The 21,707-nt window shown below is 57.8% G+C and carries 19 protein-coding genes; 6 read left to right on the forward strand and 13 right to left on the reverse strand.

What is annotated here, in order from left to right; translation table 11 throughout:
- Positions 1-7: 7 nt before the first annotated feature.
- The 6 genes from E4P00_RS14330 to rplM all read right to left on the reverse strand — a co-directional run bounded on the left by E4P00_RS14330 (position 8) and on the right by rplM (position 4,458).
- Positions 8-625 carry a glutathione S-transferase N-terminal domain-containing protein gene (locus tag E4P00_RS14330; RefSeq protein ID WP_005784778.1) on the reverse strand — a complete coding sequence of 206 codons (618 nt, stop codon included), beginning with the start codon at positions 623-625 and terminating at the stop codon, positions 8-10.
- A gap of 148 nt (positions 626-773) precedes the next feature.
- Positions 774-1,553 carry a cytochrome c1 gene (locus E4P00_RS14335; RefSeq protein ID WP_005784777.1) on the reverse strand — a complete coding sequence of 260 codons (780 nt, stop codon included), beginning with the start codon at positions 1,551-1,553 and terminating at the stop codon, positions 774-776.
- Positions 1,553-2,764: a cytochrome bc complex cytochrome b subunit gene (locus E4P00_RS14340; protein ID WP_032877803.1), complete on the reverse strand. Its 1,212-nt coding sequence runs from the start codon at positions 2,762-2,764 to the stop codon at positions 1,553-1,555. Before E4P00_RS14340 ends, E4P00_RS14335 begins: the two co-directional genes overlap by 1 nt.
- The gene (petA, locus tag E4P00_RS14345) at positions 2,764-3,357 is read right to left on the reverse strand and encodes a ubiquinol-cytochrome c reductase iron-sulfur subunit (RefSeq protein ID WP_032877804.1); all 594 of its coding nucleotides are present in this window, start codon (positions 3,355-3,357) and stop codon (positions 2,764-2,766) included. The genes E4P00_RS14340 and petA overlap by 1 nt, the downstream gene beginning before the upstream one ends.
- 265 nt (positions 3,358-3,622) lie before the next feature.
- Positions 3,623-4,015 carry a 30S ribosomal protein S9 gene (gene rpsI / locus E4P00_RS14350; protein ID WP_002555064.1) on the reverse strand — a complete coding sequence of 131 codons (393 nt, stop codon included), beginning with the start codon at positions 4,013-4,015 and terminating at the stop codon, positions 3,623-3,625.
- A gap of 14 nt (positions 4,016-4,029) precedes the next feature.
- Positions 4,030-4,458 carry a 50S ribosomal protein L13 gene (gene rplM, locus E4P00_RS14355; RefSeq protein WP_003171742.1) on the reverse strand — a complete coding sequence of 143 codons (429 nt, stop codon included), beginning with the start codon at positions 4,456-4,458 and terminating at the stop codon, positions 4,030-4,032.
- A gap of 249 nt (positions 4,459-4,707) precedes the next feature.
- On the opposite strand from rplM, the gene E4P00_RS14360 reads away from it, so the two are divergent.
- Entirely contained in the window at positions 4,708-5,748 is a 1,041-nt protein-coding gene (locus E4P00_RS14360) for an NADP(H)-dependent aldo-keto reductase (RefSeq protein WP_248131814.1), read from the forward strand.
- A 113-nt stretch (positions 5,749-5,861) separates the two neighbouring features.
- Here the strand turns inward: E4P00_RS14360 and E4P00_RS14365 are convergent, their stop codons facing one another.
- Positions 5,862-6,998, reverse strand: coding sequence for an acyl-CoA dehydrogenase family protein (locus E4P00_RS14365; protein WP_032877806.1), 1,137 nt, complete (start codon positions 6,996-6,998; stop codon positions 5,862-5,864).
- A 244-nt stretch (positions 6,999-7,242) separates the two neighbouring features.
- On the opposite strand from E4P00_RS14365, the gene E4P00_RS14370 reads away from it, so the two are divergent.
- A complete protein-coding gene (locus E4P00_RS14370; RefSeq protein WP_177327423.1) occupies positions 7,243-8,139 on the forward strand; it encodes a GlxA family transcriptional regulator in 897 nt (298 codons plus the stop codon).
- A gap of 138 nt (positions 8,140-8,277) precedes the next feature.
- Here the strand turns inward: E4P00_RS14370 and zapE are convergent, their stop codons facing one another.
- From zapE to E4P00_RS14385, 3 genes are all read right to left on the reverse strand, one after another.
- Complete coding sequence (gene zapE / locus E4P00_RS14375; RefSeq protein ID WP_005784768.1) at positions 8,278-9,372, reverse strand: cell division protein ZapE; 1,095 nt, start codon at positions 9,370-9,372, stop codon at positions 8,278-8,280.
- A 79-nt stretch (positions 9,373-9,451) separates the two neighbouring features.
- Positions 9,452-10,807: a tryptophan--tRNA ligase gene (locus tag E4P00_RS14380; protein WP_248131816.1), complete on the reverse strand. Its 1,356-nt coding sequence runs from the start codon at positions 10,805-10,807 to the stop codon at positions 9,452-9,454.
- A 16-nt stretch (positions 10,808-10,823) separates the two neighbouring features.
- The gene (locus E4P00_RS14385) at positions 10,824-11,453 is read right to left on the reverse strand and encodes an alpha/beta fold hydrolase (protein ID WP_005784765.1); all 630 of its coding nucleotides are present in this window, start codon (positions 11,451-11,453) and stop codon (positions 10,824-10,826) included.
- 146 nt (positions 11,454-11,599) lie between these two features.
- On the opposite strand from E4P00_RS14385, the gene E4P00_RS14390 reads away from it, so the two are divergent.
- The gene (locus tag E4P00_RS14390; RefSeq protein ID WP_005784763.1) at positions 11,600-12,037 is read left to right on the forward strand and encodes a DUF1043 family protein; all 438 of its coding nucleotides are present in this window, start codon (positions 11,600-11,602) and stop codon (positions 12,035-12,037) included.
- Between the two features lie 191 nt (positions 12,038-12,228).
- Here the strand turns inward: E4P00_RS14390 and E4P00_RS14395 are convergent, their stop codons facing one another.
- From E4P00_RS14395 to E4P00_RS14405, 3 genes are all read right to left on the reverse strand, one after another.
- Positions 12,229-13,953, reverse strand: a complete 1,725-nt coding sequence (locus E4P00_RS14395; protein ID WP_248131818.1) for an ABC transporter ATP-binding protein/permease — start codon at positions 13,951-13,953, stop codon at positions 12,229-12,231.
- 100 nt (positions 13,954-14,053) lie between these two features.
- On the reverse strand, positions 14,054-14,614 hold the full coding sequence (locus tag E4P00_RS14400) for a response regulator transcription factor (protein ID WP_003171731.1): 561 nt from the start codon (positions 14,612-14,614) through the stop codon (positions 14,054-14,056).
- Entirely contained in the window at positions 14,607-15,869 is a 1,263-nt protein-coding gene (locus tag E4P00_RS14405) for an ATP-binding protein (RefSeq protein WP_005784756.1), read from the reverse strand. Before E4P00_RS14405 ends, E4P00_RS14400 begins: the two co-directional genes overlap by 8 nt.
- 205 nt (positions 15,870-16,074) lie before the next feature.
- Between E4P00_RS14405 and E4P00_RS14410 the strand changes: the two genes are divergently transcribed.
- The 3 genes from E4P00_RS14410 to E4P00_RS14420 all read left to right on the forward strand — a co-directional run bounded on the left by E4P00_RS14410 (position 16,075) and on the right by E4P00_RS14420 (position 21,651).
- Complete coding sequence (locus tag E4P00_RS14410) at positions 16,075-16,785, forward strand: SIMPL domain-containing protein (RefSeq protein WP_032877810.1); 711 nt, start codon at positions 16,075-16,077, stop codon at positions 16,783-16,785.
- 350 nt (positions 16,786-17,135) lie between these two features.
- On the forward strand, positions 17,136-19,934 hold the full coding sequence (locus E4P00_RS14415) for a hypothetical protein (RefSeq protein WP_248131821.1): 2,799 nt from the start codon (positions 17,136-17,138) through the stop codon (positions 19,932-19,934).
- 115 nt (positions 19,935-20,049) lie between these two features.
- The gene (locus E4P00_RS14420) at positions 20,050-21,651 is read left to right on the forward strand and encodes an ABC transporter substrate-binding protein (protein ID WP_248131823.1); all 1,602 of its coding nucleotides are present in this window, start codon (positions 20,050-20,052) and stop codon (positions 21,649-21,651) included.
- Positions 21,652-21,707: the final 56 nt, after the last annotated feature.

Below are 21,707 nucleotides of genomic sequence, written 5' to 3' on the forward strand. Positions count from 1 at the left end.
TTAAGCCTTAGCGCATATCGCGTTCGACACCAGACAGACTCGCCTGGAAAGCCTCACGCGCAAATTGGCGCTCCATGTAATCAAGCAGCGGCTTGGCCGGCCGTGGCAGTTCAATGCCCAGGATCGGCAAGCGCCAGAGTATGGGTAATAGGCAGCAATCCACCAGGCTTTGTTCCTCACTGAGGAAAAAAGGTTTATCAGCGAACAGCGGCGAAACACCGGTCAGGCTTTCGCGCAATTCCTTGCGCGCCTGCACCCGAGCGGCTTCCTTAGAACGCGAATCCAAAATGACATCCACCAGCCCGCACCAGTCACGCTGGATCCGATGGATCAGCAGGCGGCTGTTGGCACGCGCTACCGGGTACACCGGCAGCAAAGGCGGATGCGGGTAACGCTCATCCAAGTATTCCATCACCACGGTTGACTCCCACAACGCCAGGTCACGATCGACCAGGGTGGGCAAGCTGCCGTAAGGGTTCACTTCGATCAGTTTCGGCGGATGACGGCCCGCCTCCACACTGATGATCTCGGCGCTGACACCCTTCTCTGCGAGCACGATGCGTACTCGGTGGGAATAGTGGTCGGCGGGGTCGGAGTAACAGGCCAACCGATTGGTCACGCCCATGGCGGTCCTCCTCGCTTGTTGAAATTATCGAAAGCTCAAAAACGAGCGCGCCCAGAGAGCATCTCTGTAACGTCCGGTCAAACCAGGCGTTACGTGTTCAGAGATGCCGCTGGGCGCGCAAGATTAACAGCAATTGCTTACGGTTGGATCAATGCACATCCTTCCAGTATTCGCGCTTGAGCAGATAAGCGAATACGAAGAAGAAAGCCAGGTACAGCAAGACGTACGTACCGATGCGCTGGTGCTGCAGTTTGACCGGGTTGGCCGAGTAGGCCAGGAAGGTCACCAGGTTCTTGACCTTCTCGTCGAACTGCTCTTCGTTCAGCGTACCGGTCTTGGGCACGATGGTCAGTTGATCGCATGCTTCATGGGTCAGAGGCGTACCGGTCAACGGATCATATTGCTTCTTGCCGTCTTCAACGACCTGAACCTGCTTGCATCCTACCACTTGACGACCCTGCAGGCCGACCAGAACGTTCGGCATGCCGACATTCGGGAAGACTTTGTTGTTCACGCCATAGGGACGCGCCGGGTCTTCATAGAAGGACTTGAGGTAGCCGTAGAGCCAATCGGTACCGCGTACGCGGGCCACCAGGGTCAAGTCGGGGGGGGCAGCGCCGAACCAGGTCTTGGCGTCAGCCGGTTGCATGCCGATGTTCATATGGTCGCCAATCTTGGCGCCAGTGAACACCGCGTGACTGAGCATCACCTCATGGGGAATGCCCAGGTCATCGGCCACACGCTCGTAACGTTGGAACTTGGCGCTGTGGCAGCCCATGCAGTAGTTGGTGAAGGTACGCAGCCCATCCTGCATGGCGGCCTTGTCAGACACATCGATATCGACTTTTTCCAGCTGCGCGCCATGCTCGGCGGCGAAGGACAGTAGCGGCAGAGCCGCAAGCACGAATGCAACGAATAATTTTTTCATCAGCCAGTCACCCTTTCCGGAACCGGTTTGGTCTTCTCGAGCCGGGTATAGAACGGCATCAGAATGAAGTAGGCGAAGTACAGGAAGGTGCAGACCTGCGACAGCAACGTACGCTCGGGGGTCGGCGCCAGCACGCCCAGCACGCCCAGGATCACGAACGAAATGCAGAACACCCACAGCCAGATCTTGCTCAGCCAGCCTTTGTAGCGCATCGACTTGACCGGGCTCCGATCGAGCCACGGCAGCACGAACAGCACCGCGATGGCTGCGCCCATGGCGATCACGCCCATGAGTTTGTCGGGGATCGCACGCAAGATCGCGTAGAACGGCGTGAAGTACCAGACCGGGGCAATATGCTCGGGCGTCTTGAAGGCGTTGGCCTGTTCGAAGTTAGGTTTCTCCAGGAAATAACCACCCATCTCCGGGAAAAAGAACACGATCGAGCAGAACACAAACAGGAACACCACTACGCCGACAATGTCTTTCACGGTGTAGTAAGGGTGGAATGGAATGCCGTCGAGCGGGATGCCGTTCTCGTCCTTGTGCTTCTTGATGTCCACACCATCAGGGTTGTTGGAACCCACTTCGTGCAGTGCCAGGATGTGCAGTACCACAAGGCCCAGGATCACGATCGGCAGGGCCACCACGTGCAAGGCGAAGAAGCGGTTCAGGGTGATGCCGGAGATCAGGTAGTCGCCACGAATCCACTGGGTCAGGTCGTTGCCGATCACCGGGATTGCACCGAACAGCGAGATGATCACCTGGGCGCCCCAGTACGACATCTGGCCCCATGGCAGCAGGTAGCCCATGAAGGCTTCGGCCATCAGCGCCAGGTAGATCAACATGCCAAACACCCACACCAGCTCACGCGGCTTCTGGTACGAACCGTAGAGCAGGCCACGGAACATGTGCATGTAGACGACGATGAAGAACGCTGACGCGCCTGTGGAGTGCAGCAGGCGCAGGATCGAGCCGTACTCGACGTCGCGCATGATGTATTCGACGGAAGCAAAGGCCTCTTCCGCCGACGGGGTGTAGCTCATCGTCAACCACACGCCGGTGACGATCTGGTTGACCAGCACCAACAAGGCCAGGGAGCCAAAGAAGTAGAAGAAGTTGAAGTTTTTTGGCGCGTAATATTTGCTGAGATGGTCTTCCCACATTTTGGTGGCGGGGAAGCGCGCATCCACCCAATCCATGAACTTGCTCATCACGCGTTCTCCTTGTCGAGGCCAATGACTATGAGGTCGTCAGTTTCGTAGGTATGCGGAGGCACGGGCAGGTTCAATGGAGCAGGCTGGGATTTGTAGACACGGCCAGCGAGGTCGTAGTGCGAGCCGTGGCAGGGGCAGAAATAACCACCGACCCAATCCTTGCCCAGATCGACAGGGGCCACTTCCGGGCGGAAGGTAGGCGAGCAACCCAAGTGGGTACACAGACCAACCAGCAAGAGGATCTCTGGCTTGATCGAACGCATTTCGTTCTTGGCGTAGGCGGGCTGATCGGAATTTTCGGATTTCGGGTCAGACAACTGGCCTTCGATCTTTTTCAGATTCCCCAGGATTTCCTCGGTACGGCGAACAATGAAAACCGGCTGGCCGCGCCATTCAGCAATCATCTGCTGACCTGGCTCGATCTTGCTGACATTCACCTTCACCGGTGCACCTGCGGCTTTCGCCTTGGCACTGGGAAACCATGACCCCACGAACGGGACCGCAGCCCCCACCGCTCCTGCAGCACCCACCACGGATGTGGCTGCTACCAAGAAGCGACGCCGGCCTGCATTCACGCCGTCATTGCTCATTCAGTCCTCTCCCATCAGCTTTTTGGCCTGTTAAATCAGGCGTCTACTAAGTGTTGAATCTTTACTTATAAAAATTTTGACGGATGGTAATGAAAAGCCCCACGTATGACAAGGGAATTGCCCGGGCCTCCGCCCTCAGGCCTTGTAGTATAGGGGGTCTACGGATGTGGCAAGTTGTCACGGCGAAAAATGTGCATAAATCGCAGGCAATAAAAAACGCCCAGCTCCGTGAGGAGGCTGGGCGTTTTCTGGAACGTAAAGCGAATTAACGCTTCGAGTACTGCGGACGCTTACGCGCTTTACGCAGACCGACTTTCTTACGTTCAACTTCACGAGCATCGCGAGTAACGAAGCCAGCTTTGCGCAGAGCGCCACGCAGGGTTTCGTCGTACTGCATCAGAGCGCGAGTGATACCGTGGCGGATTGCGCCAGCTTGACCACTTACACCGCCACCGATAACGGTGACGTAGATGTCGAACTTTTCAACGGTCTCGGTCAATTCCAGCGGCTGACGAACTACCATGCGGGCAGTTTCGCGACCGAAGAAGTTGTCCAGGGAGCGGTTGTTGATCGAGATGTTACCAGTGCCCGGACGCAGGAAAACGCGTGCGGTTGCGGTTTTGCGACGGCCAGTGCCGTAATTTTGAGTCGCCGACATAATGAACTATTCCGTTAAAACTTCAGTTCTTGGGGCTGCTGAGCAGCATGAGGGTGTACAGCGCCCGCATAGACTTTCAGCTTGCGAAACATATCGCGACCCAGTGGGCCCTTCGGCAGCATGCCTTTGACCGCGATTTCGATCGGGGCTTCAGGCTTCTTGGAGATCAGGCCTTCAAAGTTGGAAGACTTGATACCGCCTGGGAAACCGGAGTGACGGTAGTACATTTTGTCTTGCGCTTTGTTGCCGGTAACACGTACCTGCTCAGCGTTGATGATCACGATGTAGTCACCGGTATCAACGTGCGGGGTGTATTCAGGCTTGTGCTTGCCACGCAGACGGCTGGCGACTTCAGTGGCCAGACGACCCAGGGTCTGACCAGCGGCGTCGACGACAAACCAGTCGCGCTGAACTGTTTCCGGTTTTGCAGTAAAAGTTGTCATTCTTTAATAGCCTCAGGGGCCGCCCTGTAAATTAGACGGCGGATCTTACTGAATAGTGCGTACTTTGACAAGTCAAAGGCAGCCGGATACAGACGCTATCGGGGGCTCGGGTCGGCGCGTCCGTTCAACGGCAAGATTCTTCGGCAGGCGGCGCATCACTTCCACTGCAGAAAGAGGTGGGCAATTATGCAGATTGCGAAAAAAAATTCAACCTGCTTTTATGATTGTTTTCCCCCGAAGGAGTACCCGATGGATTACCGACAGCTGGGCCGCACCGATCTGAACGTCAGCGCCATCGCGTTGGGCACCATGACCTGGGGCGAGCAGAACAGCGAGGCAGAGGCTTTCGCGCAGATCGAACGGGCCAAGGCCGCGGGGATCAACTTCCTCGATACCGCAGAAATGTACCCGGTACCGCCCAAAGCCGACACCTACGCCACCACCGAACGCTACATCGGTAATTATTTCAAAAGCCGTGGCGACCGCGCCGACTGGATCCTCGCCAGCAAGATCGCCGGCCCCGGCAACACCATCGACTACATCCGCGATGGCTACCTGCGTCACAACCGCAAGCACATCACCCAGGCGCTCGACGCCAGCCTCAAGCGCCTGCAGACCGACTGGATCGACCTCTACCAACTGCACTGGCCGGAACGCAGCACCAATTTCTTCGGCCAACTGAGCTACAAGCACAAGGACGAAGACGACCTCACCCCGCTGGAAGAAACCCTCGAAGCCCTGGATGAACAGGTCAAGGCCGGCAAGATCCGCCACATCGGCCTGTCCAACGAAACCCCATGGGGCACCATGAAGTTCCTCGCCCTGGCCGAAGCCCGTGGCTGGCCGCGCGCGGTGTCGATCCAGAACCCGTACAACCTGCTCAACCGCAGCTTTGAAGTGGGCCTGGCGGAAATCGCCATCCGTGAGCAGTGCGGCTTGCTGGCCTACTCACCACTGGCGTTCGGCATGCTCAGCGGCAAGTACGAAGGCGGCGCACGGCCGGCCAAGGCACGCCTGACCGAGTACAGCCGGTTCAGCCGTTACTTCAACCCGCAGTCGGAGGCGGCGTGCAGCCGCTATGTGGCATTGGCGCGGGAACATGGCCTGGACCCGGCGCAGATGGCCCTGGCGTTTGTGACGCAGCAGCCGTTTGTGACCAGCAATATCATTGGGGCTACGTCGCTGGAACAGTTGGATAGCAACATTGCCAGTGCCGAGTTGAAACTGTCGAAAGAGGTGTTGGAAGGGATTGAGGCGATTCAAAAGGATCATCCAAACCCCGCGCCTTGATTGACCTTCAGACCGCCATCGCAGGCAAGCCAGCTCCCACATGTTGATCTGTGAATACCGTCAAATGTGGGAGCTGGCTTGCCTGCGATGAGGCCATCAAGAGCACCAGACAATCAAAGTGCCCGCGCAATAATCTCCTTCATGATCTCATTGGTTCCCGCATAAATGCGCTGCACCCGCGCATCCGCCCAGGCCCGGGCAATCGGGTATTCCCACATGAAGCCGTAGCCGCCGTGCAACTGCACGCACTCATCGAGCACCTTGCATTGCAGGTCCGTGGCCCAGTACTTGGCCATCGCCGCTGTCGGCACGTCCAGCTTGCCTTCTAGGTGCAACGCCATGCATTTGTCGACAAACACACGGCCGATCTGAATCTCGGTGGCCATCTCGGCCAGCTTGAATCGGGTGTTCTGGAAGTCGGCAATCGCCTTGCCGAACGCCTTGCGCTCGCGGGTGTAATCCAGGGTCCATTGCAATGCCGCTTCGGCTGAAGACAGTGCGCCTATCGCTACGGTCAAACGCTCTTGAGGCAGCTCCTGCATCAGATATGCGAAGCCCATACCGGCCTGGCCCAGCAGGTTTTCCTTGGGCACCCGCACGTCCTGGAAAAACAACTCCGAGGTGTCCTGGGCCTTCATGCCGACTTTCTCAAGGCGCTTGCCCTTGTCGAAACCGGGCGTGCCAGCCTCCACCAGAAACAGGCTGGTGCCCTTGGCGCCGGCCTTGGGATCGGTCTTGGCGACTACGATCACCAGATCGGCCAGGTAACCGTTGGTGATAAAGGTCTTGGAGCCGTTGATGACGTACTCATCGCCGTCCAGCACTGCCGTGGTCTTGACCCCTTGCAGGTCGGAACCGGCGCCCGGCTCGGTCATGGCAATTGCCGTGACCATCTCCCCGCAGATCAACTTGGGCAGGTATTTGTGCTTAAGCGCTTCACTGCCGTAATGCAGGATGTAGGGCGCGACGATATCCGAGTGCAGAGAAAAGCCGATGCCGGTCAACCCCAGGCGGCTGACTTCTTCGATCACCACCGCGCTGTAGAGGAAATCTGCGCCCAGGCCGCCATATTCCTCCGGCAGGTGGGAACACAACATGCCCGCCTCCCCCGCCTGGTTCCACAGGCTCCGGTCGATATAGCCCTGCTTTTCCCATTGCCCATGAAAGGGCGCGGCGTGTTTTTCGAGGAAGGTGCGCACGCTCTCGCGGAAGAGTTCGTGCTCCGAGCTGAACAAGGTTCTGGGGATCATGGGTCACCTGCGTGGATTGTCGGACAAGGACGAGCCCACAGAGCCTATGCCCCGATGGCGTCACGGGACACTGGACACATGCGACAAAAAATAAGACGATCCAGCCGTCTGGTGACCACTTTCCCCTATAAGAATAAATGAAATTATGTCTAACCAAATCTCCACGCCCCTGCGGCGCGTCAGCATTTTGGCCATTGATCGGGTATTCGCTTCCACCCTCATGCAAGCCAAGGATTTCTTCCATCTGGCCAGCCTGCGTTACGGTAAACAGCAGGGCCTGGGCTTGACCCCAGGGTTCGATACGCGCCTGGTCAGCCCCGACGGGCAGTCGGTGCGCAGCTTCAGCGATGTGATCATGCCGGTGGACGGCGGCCTGGAGGATGCCGATATCATCGTGCTGCCGGCCTTCTGGGACGACTTCGACGCCCTGTGCACCCGCTACCCGCAAGTGTTGCCGTGGCTGCGCGAACAACATGCCCGCGGCGCCGTGCTGTGCGGTGAAGCCACCGGGGTGTTCTGGCTGGCCGAAGCCGGGCTGCTCGATGGCAAGGAGGCGACCACCTACTGGCGGTTCTTCAATGCTTTCAGCGAGCGCTTCCCCAAGGTGCAGCTCAACCAGGACAAGCACCTGACCGATGCCGATAACCTGTATTGCGCCGGCGGCACCACCTCGGCCTGTGACCTCTACATCTACCTGATCGAACGCTTCTGCGGCGCCAACATCGCCCAGGCCGTGGCCCGCGACATCCTCTATGAGGTGCAGCGCAGCTATTCGCCGGGGCGTATCGGTTTTGGCGGCCAGAAGCTGCACCAGGACGTGATCATCCTGCAGATCCAGCACTGGCTCGAAGAACACTTCGCCGACAAGTTCCGCTTCGAAGACGTCGCCCGGGAACACGGTATGAGCATCCGCAACTTCATGCGGCGCTTCCAGACCGCCACCGGTGACAAGCCGCTGCATTACCTGCAACGGTTGCGCATCGAGACGGCAAAGGGCCTGCTCTCAGGCAGCCGCAAGAGCATCAAGACCATCAGTTATGAGGTGGGTTACGACGATGCGAGTTTCTTTGCGCGGTTGTTCAGGCAGCACACGGAGTTGTCGCCGAATCAGTACAGACAGCAATTCCAACAGGCTGCCTGACCTCAGACCAACACAAACCACTGTGGGAGCTGGCTTGCCTGCGATGGCGGTGTATCAGCCAGCCTATAGTTGACTGATACACCGCCATCGCGGGCAAGCCCGGCTCCCACATTGGATCTCCATTGAGCTGGAGATTGATTAAGGTTTGTGGCCGCGCGAGAGGAATTCGTGGGACTGCATTTCAAGCAGGCGACTCAAGGTGCGCTGGAATTCGAAGTTCAAGCGGCCGCCGGTGTACAGGTCCTTGAGCTCGACTTCCGCCGAGATGATCAACTTGACGTTACGGTCGTAGAACTCGTCGACCATGTTGATAAACCGCCGCGCAATATCGTCGGTGGTCACGCCCATCTGCTCGACGCCGCTCAAGATCACCGCGTGGAAGATCTTGCCCAGCTCAATGTAGTCGTTCTGGCTGCGCGGGCCGTCGCACAGCTGGCGGAACTCGAACCAGGCCACGTCATCGCAGGTGCGCAACGCGATGATTTCGCGGTTCTCGATCATCAGCTTGTCGTTTTCCACCGCCTGGGTGCATTCCGGCGTCAGGGCGCGGAAGCTTTTTTTCAGGCTGTCGTGCGCCGCCTGGTTCAGCGGGAAGTGGAACAGCTCGGCTTGCTCCAGGTGGCGCAGGCGGTAATCGACGCCGCTGTCGACGTTGACGATATCGGTGTTCTGCTTGATCAGCGCAATGGCCGGCAGGAAGCGCGCACGCTGCAGGCCGTCCTTATACAGGCCGTCAGGCACGATGTTCGACGTGGCAACCAGGGTCACACCGTTCTTGAACAGCTCTTCCATCAGCGTGCCAAGGATCATGGCGTCGGTGATGTCGGAGACGAAGAACTCATCGAAGCAGATCACCCGCGCTTCTTGGGAGAAGCGCTTGGCGATGATGGTCAGCGGGTTTTTCTCGCCCGGCAGGGTTTTCATCTCTTCGTGCACGCGCTTCATGAAGCGGTGGAAGTGAGTACGGACCTTTTCCTTGAATGGCAGCGCTTCAAAGAAGGTGTCTACCAGATAAGTCTTGCCCCGGCCGACGCCACCCCAGAAGTACAGGCCCTTGACCGGCGTGTGATCTTTCTTGCCAAACAGCTTGCTGAACATCCCTGGTTTGCTTTGCGAGGCCGCGACCAGATCGTCGTACAGGCGCTGCAAATGACGCACAGCATTTTCCTGGGCTGCGTCATGGAAGAATTCAGGGCGTTTCAGATCAGCTTGATATCGTTCTAGGGGCGTCATAATTTCGTTAGCAAGGCAACAAAAACGGGCCGACACTGTAACGACGGCCCTGGAGAATGGCAATCAACCCTTGGTCGGGTTAATCCTCGATTGGGGCCAACGCAGCGCGCAAGGCTTCGATGGCCGCGTCACGCGATGCTTGATCGGCGTACTCGGCACTGTCAGCCACGGCGGCGCCGTCCAGCCATACGCTGAAGCTCAGAGCCTGCGCACGCACGTCCAGCGCATCACCACTTTGCAATTGTTTGGTCACAGCGCCAGCTGCTTTGCCATCGGCAAAGTTGCGCGACAGCAACAGTTGCTCACCATCAGCGGCCAGCAGGCGGAAGCGGAAGCTGCCATCGTCTTCACGAAAACTCACAAAACGCGCAGCCTTCGCCGCTTTTTTCTTGGTTGCGACCGGCGCCGCAGCCTGGTTGACGAACGAACGCAGGCCCACCGCCTCACGCAACTCGGCGAGGAATGGCGCGGCCACGGCACGGGCTTTCTTGGCGCCGACCAGCAGCAGGTCTTCCATATCGGAGGGGCGCGACATCAGTTGGTGGTAACGCTCGCGCGCTTCACCGAGTTGGCCATCGAGCAGTTGGAACAGACGATTCTTCGCCTCGCCCCAGCCCAGGCCTTGCAGCAGCTCGCCACGGAATTCTTCTTCCTGCGCCTTGGTCGCGAACGCCTGGTACAGGGTGAACAGGTGCGAATTGTCCGGGTCCTTGGCTTCGCCCGGCGCACGCGAGTCGGTCACGATCCGCGAGATCGCGTCTTTCATGTCCTTGGCGCTGGTGAACAACGGGATGGTGTTGTCGTAGCTCTTGGACATCTTGCGGCCATCCAGGCCCGGCAAGGTGGCGACGCTTTCTTCGATCAGCGCCTCGGGCATGGTGAAGAATTCTTTACCGTTGCCGAACAAGTGGTTGAAACGCTGGCCGATGTCGCGGGCCATTTCCACGTGCTGGATCTGGTCGCGGCCGACCGGCACTTTGTGTGCGTTGAACATCAGGATGTCCGCCGCCATCAGCACCGGGTAGCTGTACAGGCCCATGCTGATGCCCGCATCCGGGTCTTCGCCGTTTTCCACGTTCTTGTCCACCGACGCCTTGTACGCATGGGCGCGGTTGAGCAGGCCCTTGGCGGCAACACAGGTCAGCAGCCAGGTCAGCTCGGGAATCTCCGGGATGTCCGACTGGCGATAGAAGGTCACACGGTTCACATCCAGGCCACCGGCCAGCCAGGTCGCAGCGATTTCCATGCGCGAGCGCTGGATGCGCTGCGGGTCGTCGCACTTGATCAGCGCGTGGTAGTCGGCCAGGAAGTAGAAGGAGTCGGCATTCGCGTCTTCGCTGGCGAGGATCGCCGGGCGAATCGCACCGGCGTAGTTGCCCAGGTGCGGCGTGCCGGTGGTGGTAATGCCGGTGAGGATTCGGGTACGGGTCGTCATGGGTGATCGCTTGTCATCAATTCGAAAGGCGTGGCAGCACCAGATCCTTGAGATCGGTCAGCTTGCCATGAAAAAAGTGTCCGCATTCTGCCACTTTCAGCAACTCATGGGGGCGTTTCAGGGCGGCGGACCAGTCGTAGACCAATTGCGGGTCGACCACTTCATCGCTTTCCGGTTGGATCAGGGTCAACGGGCAGCCTTGGGGCAACACATCTGCATCGCCAAGGCGCATCACGGCGGCAGCCACCATAAACAGGTGCGCAAGCTTTTCACCCTTGGCTTCCAAACGGCCGCCGAGACTGGCCGCGACATAGCCACCGAAGGAAAAACCCAACAAGGTGATCGGCAGTTCGGGATGTTTTGCCCGCAGCCAGGTGACGGCCGCTTCGGCATCGTCGACCTCACCACTGGCCATATCGTGTGTACCGGCGCTGGCACCGACGCCACGATAATTGAAACGCAAAGTAATCAAACCGGCATCGCGCGCAGTGCGTTGCAGGGTCGACACCACTTTATTGAGCATGGTCCCACCCTGCACCGGGTTAGGGTGGCAGATCAGCGCCAGGCCACGTGGTTCGGGGTGATCCAGGTACAAGGCTTCCAATTGGCCCACCGGGCCATCGATCAAAACGGGGGTTTCACGCATGAGCAAGGATGAACTCCGTGACCTCTCAAGGGGTCGACTCGTCTAGCTAAAAGTCTGTGCATGGCATCATTGCGAGCTTAATCGCGGTATACAGCGCAGGTTTGAGCCGTTAACGTAAAGCAAAGCCGTTTATAGAGGAAGGACTCGTGGAACACTCGCTCTTAGTTTGGTTGTTGCCGACTCTTGCCCTGGTTGCCGGTGTCGCCATTGGATTCCTGGTTGCCCGCCTGCTGCCGAATGCCGCGCCTAACCGCACGCAGCGTCAGCTGGATGACATTCAGGAACGTTTTGACAGTTATCAGAACGAGGTTGTTACCCACTTCAACAGCACCGCGACCCTGGTCAAGAAGCTCACCCAGAGCTACCAGGAAGTACAGGATCACCTCGCCGAAGGCGCTAATCGCCTGGCCCTCGACGACATCACCCGCCAGCGCCTGCTGGCTGCGCTGCATTCCGATGCACCGCAAACCCCACGGGAACGCCTGACCCCGCCTCGGGAAAACCAGGAGCCACCACGGGACTACGCGCCAAAGACGCCGAACGCCCCAGGAATGCTGGATGAGCATTACGGCTTGAAGAAGTAAGTCATCTTCGAGCATTAAAAAAGCCCGGCTGATCAATGATCAGCCGGGCTTTTTTGTCTCATTCTCCAAGACAAAGCAGAACCTAATGTGGGAGGGGGCTTGCTCCCGATAGCAGTCTGTCAGCCCCAAAGTAGGTGGCTGACACACCGCTATCGGGAGCAAGCCCCCTCCCACACTCACCGAGGATGAGCTCAAGTGAGTTGTTGCTCCTGCAACCGCCCACCCTCGATGCGCACATGCCGCCCATGGAAACGCTTGAGGCTGCTGCGGTGGCCGACGCTGACGATGCTCAATCCCGGCAATTGATCGATCAACGCCTGGTACAACGTTGCCTCATCCTCTTCATCCATCGCCGAAGTGGCTTCATCCATATACAGCCACTGCGGTGCGAACAACAACGCACGGGCAAAGGCCAGGCGCTGTTGCTCACCCGGCGAAAGCATGCGTTGCCAGTGGTTGGCTTCATCCAGACGATTGAGCAGGTGCGGCAGGCGGCAGGTTTGCAGGACCTGTGCATAACGTTCTGCCGGATAGACGCTGTCGTCTTGTGGATAACTCAGCACCGCCTTGAGCGTACCAATCGGCAGGTAAGGCTTCTGCGGCAGGAACAGGTAGCGCGTCGCCGGCAACCGAATGCTGCCATGACCTGCGGGCCAAAGATGGCCCATCGCCCGCAACAAGGTGCTCTTGCCGCTACCGGAACGCCCGCTGAGCATCACGCGCTGGCCAGGCTCCACGGTCATGTCGGCGTCGGTGAGCAGGTGACGGCCGTCGGCCAGGTCCATGCCCAGATCCGTGATCACCAGGCGCTCGCCGTCAGGGCGCACATCGATGGCCGGGGCTCGCTGCTCGTTGTCGCTCATGGCTTGCTGGAAACTCAGCAGGCGATCACTGGTGGCGCGCCATGTCGCCAGTTCCGAGTAGGCGTTGATAAACCAGCTGAAGTTTTCCTGCACGTTGCCAAACGCCGAGTTGATTTGCATCAGCTCGCCCAGCTCGATTTTGCCGGTGAAGTAGCGCGGCGCGGCCACGATAAACGGGAAGATGATCGCAATCTGGCTGTAGCCGGCGGTGAAAAAGGTCAGGCGCTTGGACACTTTCATGATGTCCCAGAAGTTGTGCCAGACCTTGCCGAAGCGCGTACTCAGGCGTTGTCTTTCATTGGGCTCGCCGTTGTACAGGGCAATGCTCTCGGCATTCTCACGCACCCGCACCATGGAAAAACGCAGGTCTGCCTCGAAGCGTTGCTGTTGGTTGCTCAGGCCGATCAAGCGTCGGCCGATCAGGTGCGTCAGCCAACTGCCCACGGTGGCGTACAGCAGCGCGCACCAGAACATATAGCCGGGGATGGTGATGCCAAACACTTCGATGCTGCCCGATACGCCCCACAGGATGATCGAGAACGACACCAGGCTGACCACATTACGCAGCAACCCAAGGCCGAGGCTCAAGGTGCCGGAGGTGAAGTTGTTGAGATCTTCGGAAATCCGCTGGTCTGGGTTGTCGGTATAACCACCCTGTTCCAGCTGGTAGTAATTCTTGTGGGCCAGCCACCGGGTGAAGTGTTTTTCGGTGAGCCAGGCGCGCCAGCGGATCGTCAGCATCTGGGTCAGATAGAGACGGTAGACCGCGCCGAGAATCGCCACCGCCGCAATGCCGCCGAAATAACCTATCAGTTGCCAGAAGGCGGCGGTGTCCTTCTTCTCCAGGGCGTTGTAGAAATCCTTGTACCAGTGATTGATCCACACGGAAATCGCCACGCTGAACAGCGACAGGCCAATCACTGCAGCCAGCAACAGCCAGGCCCTGCCCTTCTCTTCGCTGCGCCAATAAGGCGTGATCATGGCCCAGGTTCGGCGGAAGAATTGCCCACGCACCGCATCGTTGACCGCGCAATATTCAGCGTTCTGATTCATTGTTCAGGCTCGGCAGGGAAAACATCACAGGCGTTTGAACCGATCATAGGTGATCGGTTCGTGCATCCGTGCAGCCTGAAGCAGGTTGTTCAGTCGCCGTTCAGCGTCGTACCGGGCGCTTCTGCAACTTGCGCTGCAAGGTACGGCGGTGCATGCCTAAAGCACGGGCAGTGGCGGAGATATTGCCTTCGTGCTCGGTCAGCACGCGCTGGATATGCTCCCATTGCAGGCGGTCCACCGACATCGGGTTTTCCGGTACCAGGGTGTCGAGGTCGGCGTGCTCGGAAAGCAGAGCGGCCAGCACGTCGTCGGCGTCCGCCGGCTTGCACAGGTAGTTGCAGGCGCCGCGCTTGATCGCCTCTACAGCCGTGGCGATGCTGGAATAACCGGTGAGGATCACCACGCGCATTTCCGGGTCGAGCTCCAGCAGCTTGGGCAGCAGCACCAGGCCGGAGTCGCCGTCCATTTTCAGGTCGAGGGCGGCGTAGTCGGGCAGGTCGGCCTGGGCGATGGTCAGGCCTTCTTCGGCAGACCCTGCGGTGCTGACGCGAAAACCGCGACGGCTCATGGCGCGCGCCATCACGCGGGTAAAGGTGGCATCGTCATCTACCAGCAACAGGTGCGGCAGTTCTTCGCCTTCGACTTGGATCTCGTCACTCATCGATATCTCCTCGTGCGACACGGGGCAGGCGCAGCTCGGTGAGCGTGCCACCTTCCTCATGACTATAGAGCTTCACTGAGCCGCCCGCGCGGGTCACGCTGGCCTTGCTCAAAAACAGGCCCAGGCCGAAGCCTTTGCCCTTGGTGGTAAAGAAGGGTTTGCCGATCTGCTCGGCAATGGCCAGCGGCACGCCCGCGCCGTGGTCACGAATGCTGATGGTGATGTTTTCGGCGTCCCAGTCCAACTGTACACCGAGCCCTTCAGGGCAGGCGTCAGCGGCGTTGTTCAGCAAGTTGAGCAGCGCCTGGGTCAGGTCCGGCGGTGGCGCCAGGCGCGGCACGTTGCCTTGGCCCAGCAGATTAAAGCGGTAACTGGCTTCGGGACGCATCAGGTGCCAACGGTTCAGGGCTTCATCGAGCCATTGGGTCACATCCTGCATTTCAACCGCGAGGCGGCGATTGGCTTCGGCGGCGCGTACCAGTTGCTGCAGCGTCAGCTTGCATTGCTTGACCTGCTCCTGCAGCACACTCAAGTCGTCCTGCAGCGCCGGGTCGTGATGGTCCTGGGTCATTTCCTTGAGCAGCACGCTCATGGTCGCCAACGGCGTGCCCAACTCATGGGCGGCACCGGCAGCCTGGGTGGCAACGGCCAGCAATTGCTGGTCACGCAGGCCCTCTTCACGGCGAATGGCGCGCAGCTCTTCCTGGCGACGCAGCTCTTCGGCCATACGTGCGGCGAAAAAGGTAATGACGGCGGCAGACAGGGCAAAACTCAACCACATCCCGTAGATTTGCAGGTTTTCCCGGGCGATAGGGAAGGTCTGCAATGGGTAGAACTGAGCCAGCAACAGGGTGTACAGCGTCAGCGCGATCCCCGAAAGCACCACCGAGTAGCGCCATGGCAACGTCACCGCAGCGATGGTCAGTGGCACCAGGTAATACGAAACGAACGGGTTGGTGGACCCACCGGAGAAGTACAGCAACACGCTGTGGATAAACAGGTCGCAAGCCAGTTGCAGGGCATATTCCAACTCGGTCACCGGCCAGGTGGTGCGCAGCCGTATGGCGGTAAATGCACACAACACGGTGGAAAAACCCAGGGTCACAGCCAGTTGCAGCCAGGGCAGCGGCAGCAGGTCGAACCAATAGGCAAGCCCGACGGAACCGGCCTGTGCGGCCAATACCAGGGTGCGAATGAACGTCAGGCGCCAGAGGTTCTGGCGAGTGGCGGAAGTCAGTTTTACGGCGGCGAGCATGAGCTCTCCCGATGAGCGCTGCAGGCGGATCGGCACGAGTATAAACGAAGCGGACCTGCTGGCACGGCGCGTGTGGCTCTTTGACGCAGGCCGGCTAAATGACCGTTCGTCGGCGCCCGCATAACTTGTTGGTAATGTGTAAACCCGAAGAACCCTATGCCAGCGTCTACAGTCATACCGAGCACGACTACCTCAAGGAGCTTCCATGTCTCGTTTCATTCGCAGTGCAGCCATCATCACTCTCAGCGCCAGCGCCATTGCCAGCCTGCCGGCCATGGCCGCCGATGCACTGAACTACAACCAGATCTCCCTGCGCGCCGAAGTCAGCCAGGAAGTAGCCCGCGACAAGATGATCGTCACCCTCTATACCGAGTCGCAAAACGCCGACCCGGCCAAGCTTGCCGCTGAAATCACCACCACCATGAACACAGCCTTAGGCCAGGCCCGCGAAGTCAAAGGCGTGACCCTGCGCCAGGGCAGCCGTAACAGCTACCCGATCTACGACAACAAGAACCAGAAGATCACCGGCTGGCGTGAGCGCGCCGAACTGCGCCTGGAAAGCGCGGACTTCCCGGCGCTGTCCAAGCTCACCGGCGAGCTGTTGAACACGCTGAAAATGGAAAACATGGACTTCGCCATCGCCGATGCCACGCGCAAGGCCAGCGAAGATGCGTTGCTCAAGGACGCGGTTACTGCGTTCAAGGCCCGTGCGCAACTGGCTACCGATGCACTGGGCGGCAAGGGTTACAAGATCGTCAATCTGAACTTCAACACCAATGGTTACCCGATGCCTTATGCCCGTGGCGGCATGATGATGAAGGCGGCCATGGCAGATTCTGCACCGACGCCTGACGTTGAAGCGGGCACCAGCCAAGTGAGCATGAGCGCCGATGGAGTGATCGAAGTTTTACCGTAAGTCTTCGCGAGACCAACACGGCGTAACCTTCACCGGTTACGCTGTGGTGTTGCCGCCCACGGAACACTCAGACCGCTACCACACACCAAGTAACTTGATACTACAGCCTTACTCTAATCTATCTAAACCTCGCCCTCACGACACCACTCGTCAAACATTACGAATGCAGGCCTGGAACTTACGACACTCAACTTCCCACCCAGGGTTGCCATGCACATCATCTTGAATCAGAACATCGAACAGGTTATTTGCCACACACGGACGTACTGACAACAGAACATCACACATATCGATTTCTTTGTTTCTCGATGAACGGCAGTTATTTATCCAATAATTAATGTGAGTCGATAATGAATATAACACCGTCTCTCGCTCCCACACCCGTCGTTCCCTCTTTCCCTCCCACACACGATCGCCAGCGTCGAGCGCTTGATGATTTGCCCGCAACGCAAACCCGGCAGCAGGCAGAAGAAACCTCTTCAAAACATCCAAAAAAGTTGCTCGACCAACCCCCGTTCCCCTTGCCTACACCCGCCCATGAGCTCGATGCTTCCAAAAGCATCATCTATGGGTCAGTCAACGTTATTCCGCCAAACGCGGGTTATACACAGCAAGAGCGAATGCATCGTATCGATGCCTATGCCGGTCGAGTCGTCGCGCACATTCAACACATCGAAAATGGCAGCGACGCAGAACGCAATATCAAGTTCCAGCAAACTCGCCTGTTTCTTGAACCCGCAGGTTACTTCAGCGGCGGGTTGCTAGCAGCCGGCTACGATCCCCATGAAAAAATCTCGGTGACCTTCCACTCCTATGTAGGAATGGGCAAGCCCCAGGAGGAAACCAACAAGGAGGTACGCACCTATTTTGCATGGGAGATTGCAGCCGGCGCTCTTGCGCACGACAAGGTGTCAAGGGGCGGCCCGTTGAACTTCCAGGGCATGCACATCAACCCGCAAGATAAAAACAAGCTTCACGAACTGGAATCCTTGGGTAGCCAACTCCAAGGCCATTGGGAAAATGAAATAGCGGCGCCCATGCGCGACGCCTCGGGGCAACTGGCGAAGCGATCGGGCAAAGCGGATGCCTATGTGTTGCGAGGAATATTACAAAGTCTGCATGACGACAATTCCAGTAACAAACACCTAACCCCCGCTGCGCGGGCCGCCATTGTCCGCACACTTGAAGAAGACGGAAACGCGGTAATCCCCAACATATATGGCTATCCCTTAGAGGGTTATGCATTTATTCCTTATATCAATTATCACGGTGATTATGACCACCGCCCGAATAAGGGACTGATGATTGACTTAAAGAATGGCTCCGCCCGTGAAATACACGGTGATGACGACTTTGCCAGTTGGGCTAAAAACAATCAGGCTCAATTGGTTAGCCGCTTCAACGCTCGTGACAGGCAAGGCGGTCATGATGCTCACTGGGTAGGGGCCGGGTATATACTCAATGCATTGATTCAGGATAACCGTTCTACGTTTCCAGGAAGAAAAGGCCCGTTCACAGATCAGGCCGTACCGGTCCGGGAGACATTCAATTACACACAATCGCGAGACAGCGATTACTACTTGAAATTTGGCGACCTTAAAAACGGTATTGCCCCCCACTACCAGGCGATAAATGCCAAGAATGCACGCTGGACCGATCAAACCGAGGTCTTTGGCGCCTCCCAACAAAGTTGGAAAGCAGCCAAAGAGTTTTGGGGTAACACGTTTGGTTACTTACCGATCGTAGGCAATGTGGGCAACATTGTCTTCGGCGTACACGATGGCCTCTACGGCAAGACGGCTGATGATCGTGTCGCAGGTAACGCCGCGGCGGTAATTTCCAGCCTGCAACTGGCGCACGAGATTGCCCCCATTGGAGTGGAAGCCGGACTTGGGGAGGCGGTTTTGACACCTGGCGCTCCCAGCGCAAAACCCTACAGCTGGCGATTCAGTCAGGACACTAGCGATCTTGAACTCGTGCGCACGCCAAACGCGTTGAGCGAGAGTGATACCAACCCGGTTGCAAATCACTCGACGCCCCAGGTGAACCCGTTGCGGCCCAGTCACGCGGGGATGATCAGCGAATATGCCATCCCTGACGGCGAGCAGTTGATTGAAAAGGCCACGCACAACCAGAAGGGCATCTATCAGCTCAAGAACACCGCCACCGACGAAGATCGCTGGTTTATCCGCTACACCGATGGGACAGGCGTCCCTGGCGTATATGAAATAAAAAGCAACTTCAAACCTAGCAATGACTACGTGCAGATTATTGATCCCTCCGGAAAGATTGTATTGACCGTGCATTCAGCCGGTGACGGAAACTGGGTTCGCAATGCAGCCAATGGGGGGGTGAGGTGGCCGTGGCAGCGCTCACCATCGCCAACACCTAGTGAAAATCTGACCCCCCATTTTTCGGACCTGTTCGCCGATGTCGATCAACAGGCCGTGGCACGAGCCGACAGATTCGACCAATTCATGAAAGTGGATGAGACCAGACCTTACGCCGTATCGACCCGCGGCTATGAAGAAAACGGCGTTGTTAAAAGAAAGCTGAATATTGGCTGGGAGGCCCCCAAGGAGAAGTTCGAAGTATTGCCCTCGGAGCGAGCGGCTCCTACGCCTCTGAGCGAGACCAATTATTCAGAGCACTTTCTTCCTGACCTGAATCGTAACAACTACACGGTCATCAAAAGCTCGAAAGGCGGCGATATCGAGGTGCCGTTGGACGCCAGTGCAGACACACCCGAAGCGACAAGACTGAGCCGTCTAAAGAAATTCGAGAAAGAGATTCCCGATGCACAACTGCGATCCCGTATCTCCGAGGTTGCCCATCAAGGATCAGTATTTCCCGCCAATTGGGAGTTGCTCCAAAGCTTGAAAGAAGGCTACGGCGTCACAGCAAGCAATACTTCTTACTTTATTGATTACGACCCGATAAACAGTGAAGCCCGAGTCAAAGTCGTCACCACGTGGTTTGTAAGCGATGTCAGCGATCACGTTCCAAAAGTGATTCCGGATTTAGAAGCAACCTCCGTCAGAACCTTCACCATTCGCGAGAACAATGACGTGTCCGGCGACCTTTACACGATTGACGATTACGCTCCAACTCAACTGGAAGTCTCGATCCCCGATGATCTCCCTCAGTAATCAAGGCCCCCTTTGATGCAGATGTCCCTACCTGAGTAACCAGAACGGCGGTAACCTCGGTGACCGCCGTTTTCGTTTAGGCAGCTTTGGTCTGCCTGCCATTTCAGGGGTCTCCATGGAAAGAATCGCCGTCAAGCCACTGCTCCTCGCCGCAAGCCTACTGGCTTTTATGCCGATGGCCCAGGCCGCAACCACCCTGGTCTACTGCTCCGAAGCCAGCCCCGCCGGGTTCGATCCCAGCCAGTACACCAGCGGCACCGATTTTGACGCGTCCGCCGAAACCGTGTTCAACCGTCTGACTCAGTTCAAGCGCGGTGGCACCGAGGTAGAACCGGGTCTGGCCACGAACTGGGATGTATCCAAGGACGGCCTGACGTACACCTTCCACCTGCGCGATGGCGTCAAGTTCCACACCACCGACTTCTTCACCCCGACCCGTGATTTCAACGCCGATGATGTGTTGTTCACCTTCAATCGCTTGCTCGATGCCGACAGCCCGTTTCGCAAGGCCTACCCCTCCGAATCGCCCTACTTCACTGACATGGGCTTGAACGCCACGATCAAGAGCGTCGACAAACTCGACGAACACACCGTGCGTTTCAACCTGAACAATGTCGATGCTTCATTCGTACAGAACCTGGCGATGAGTTTCGCCTCGGTGCAATCGGCCGAATACGCCGCCCATCTGTTGAAAGAGGGCAAGGCCGAGCAGATCAATCAAAAGCCCGTCGGCACCGGGCCGTTTGTGTTCAAGCGTTACCAGAAAGATGCGCAGATCCGGTATGTGGCCAACACACAATACTGGAAGCCCGAGGACGTAAAGCTCGATAACCTGGTATTTGCGATCACCCCGGACGCCGCTGCGCGCCTGCAAAAACTAAAGGCCGGTGAATGCCAGGTCAGCGGTTACCCACGTCCTGCCGACATCGACGTGATGAAGCAAGATCCCAATCTGCGCGTGCTGCAACAAGCGGGTTTCAATCTGGGCTTCCTGGCCTACAACGTAACGCACCCGCCGCTGGACCAACTCAAGGTGCGCCAGGCGCTGGACATGGCGATCGACAAACCAGCAATCATCAAGGCCGTTTACCAGAGCGCCGGACAATTGGCGCAGAACGCATTGCCGCCGGCGCAGTGGTCTTATGACCCAGGCATCAAGGATGCCCCCTACGATCCGACCAAAGCCCGGTTGCTACTAAAAGAAGCAGGGGTTGCACCAGGTACCACCATCAATCTGTGGGCGATGACCGTGCAACGCGCCTCCAACCCCAATGCGCGGATGTCCGCACAAATGATCCAACAGGATTGGGCCAAGGTCGGCATCAAAGCCAACATCGTCAGCTATGAGTGGGGCGAGTACATCAAACGCGCTAAAAATGGCGAACACGACGCAATGATTTACGGCTGGACCGGCGATAACGGCGACCCGGATAACTGGCTCGGCGTGCTCTACAGTTGTGCCGCGGTCAAGGGCAGCAACTATGCCAAATGGTGTAACCCGGCCTACGACAAACTGGTGCAGCAAGCCAAGGTCAGCAATGATCGCGAGCAGCGTATCAAGTGGTATCAACAGGCGCAGAAAATCCTTAAGGAACAGGTACCTATAACGCCTATTGCGAACTCGACGGTTTTCCAGCCCCTGCGCAAGGAAGTGCGCGACTTCAAGATCAGCCCGTTTGGACTGACGCCCTTCTACGGCGTGAGTCTAGATAAGTAACATCAACGCCCCAACCGAGTGCGCTAGACGCCTCGGCTGGGCTTTTTTGGTGCGCA

The sequence above is a fragment of the Pseudomonas sp. B329 genome, assembly GCF_023127835.1.
GTDB lineage: Bacteria > Pseudomonadota > Gammaproteobacteria > Pseudomonadales > Pseudomonadaceae > Aquipseudomonas > Aquipseudomonas synxantha_A.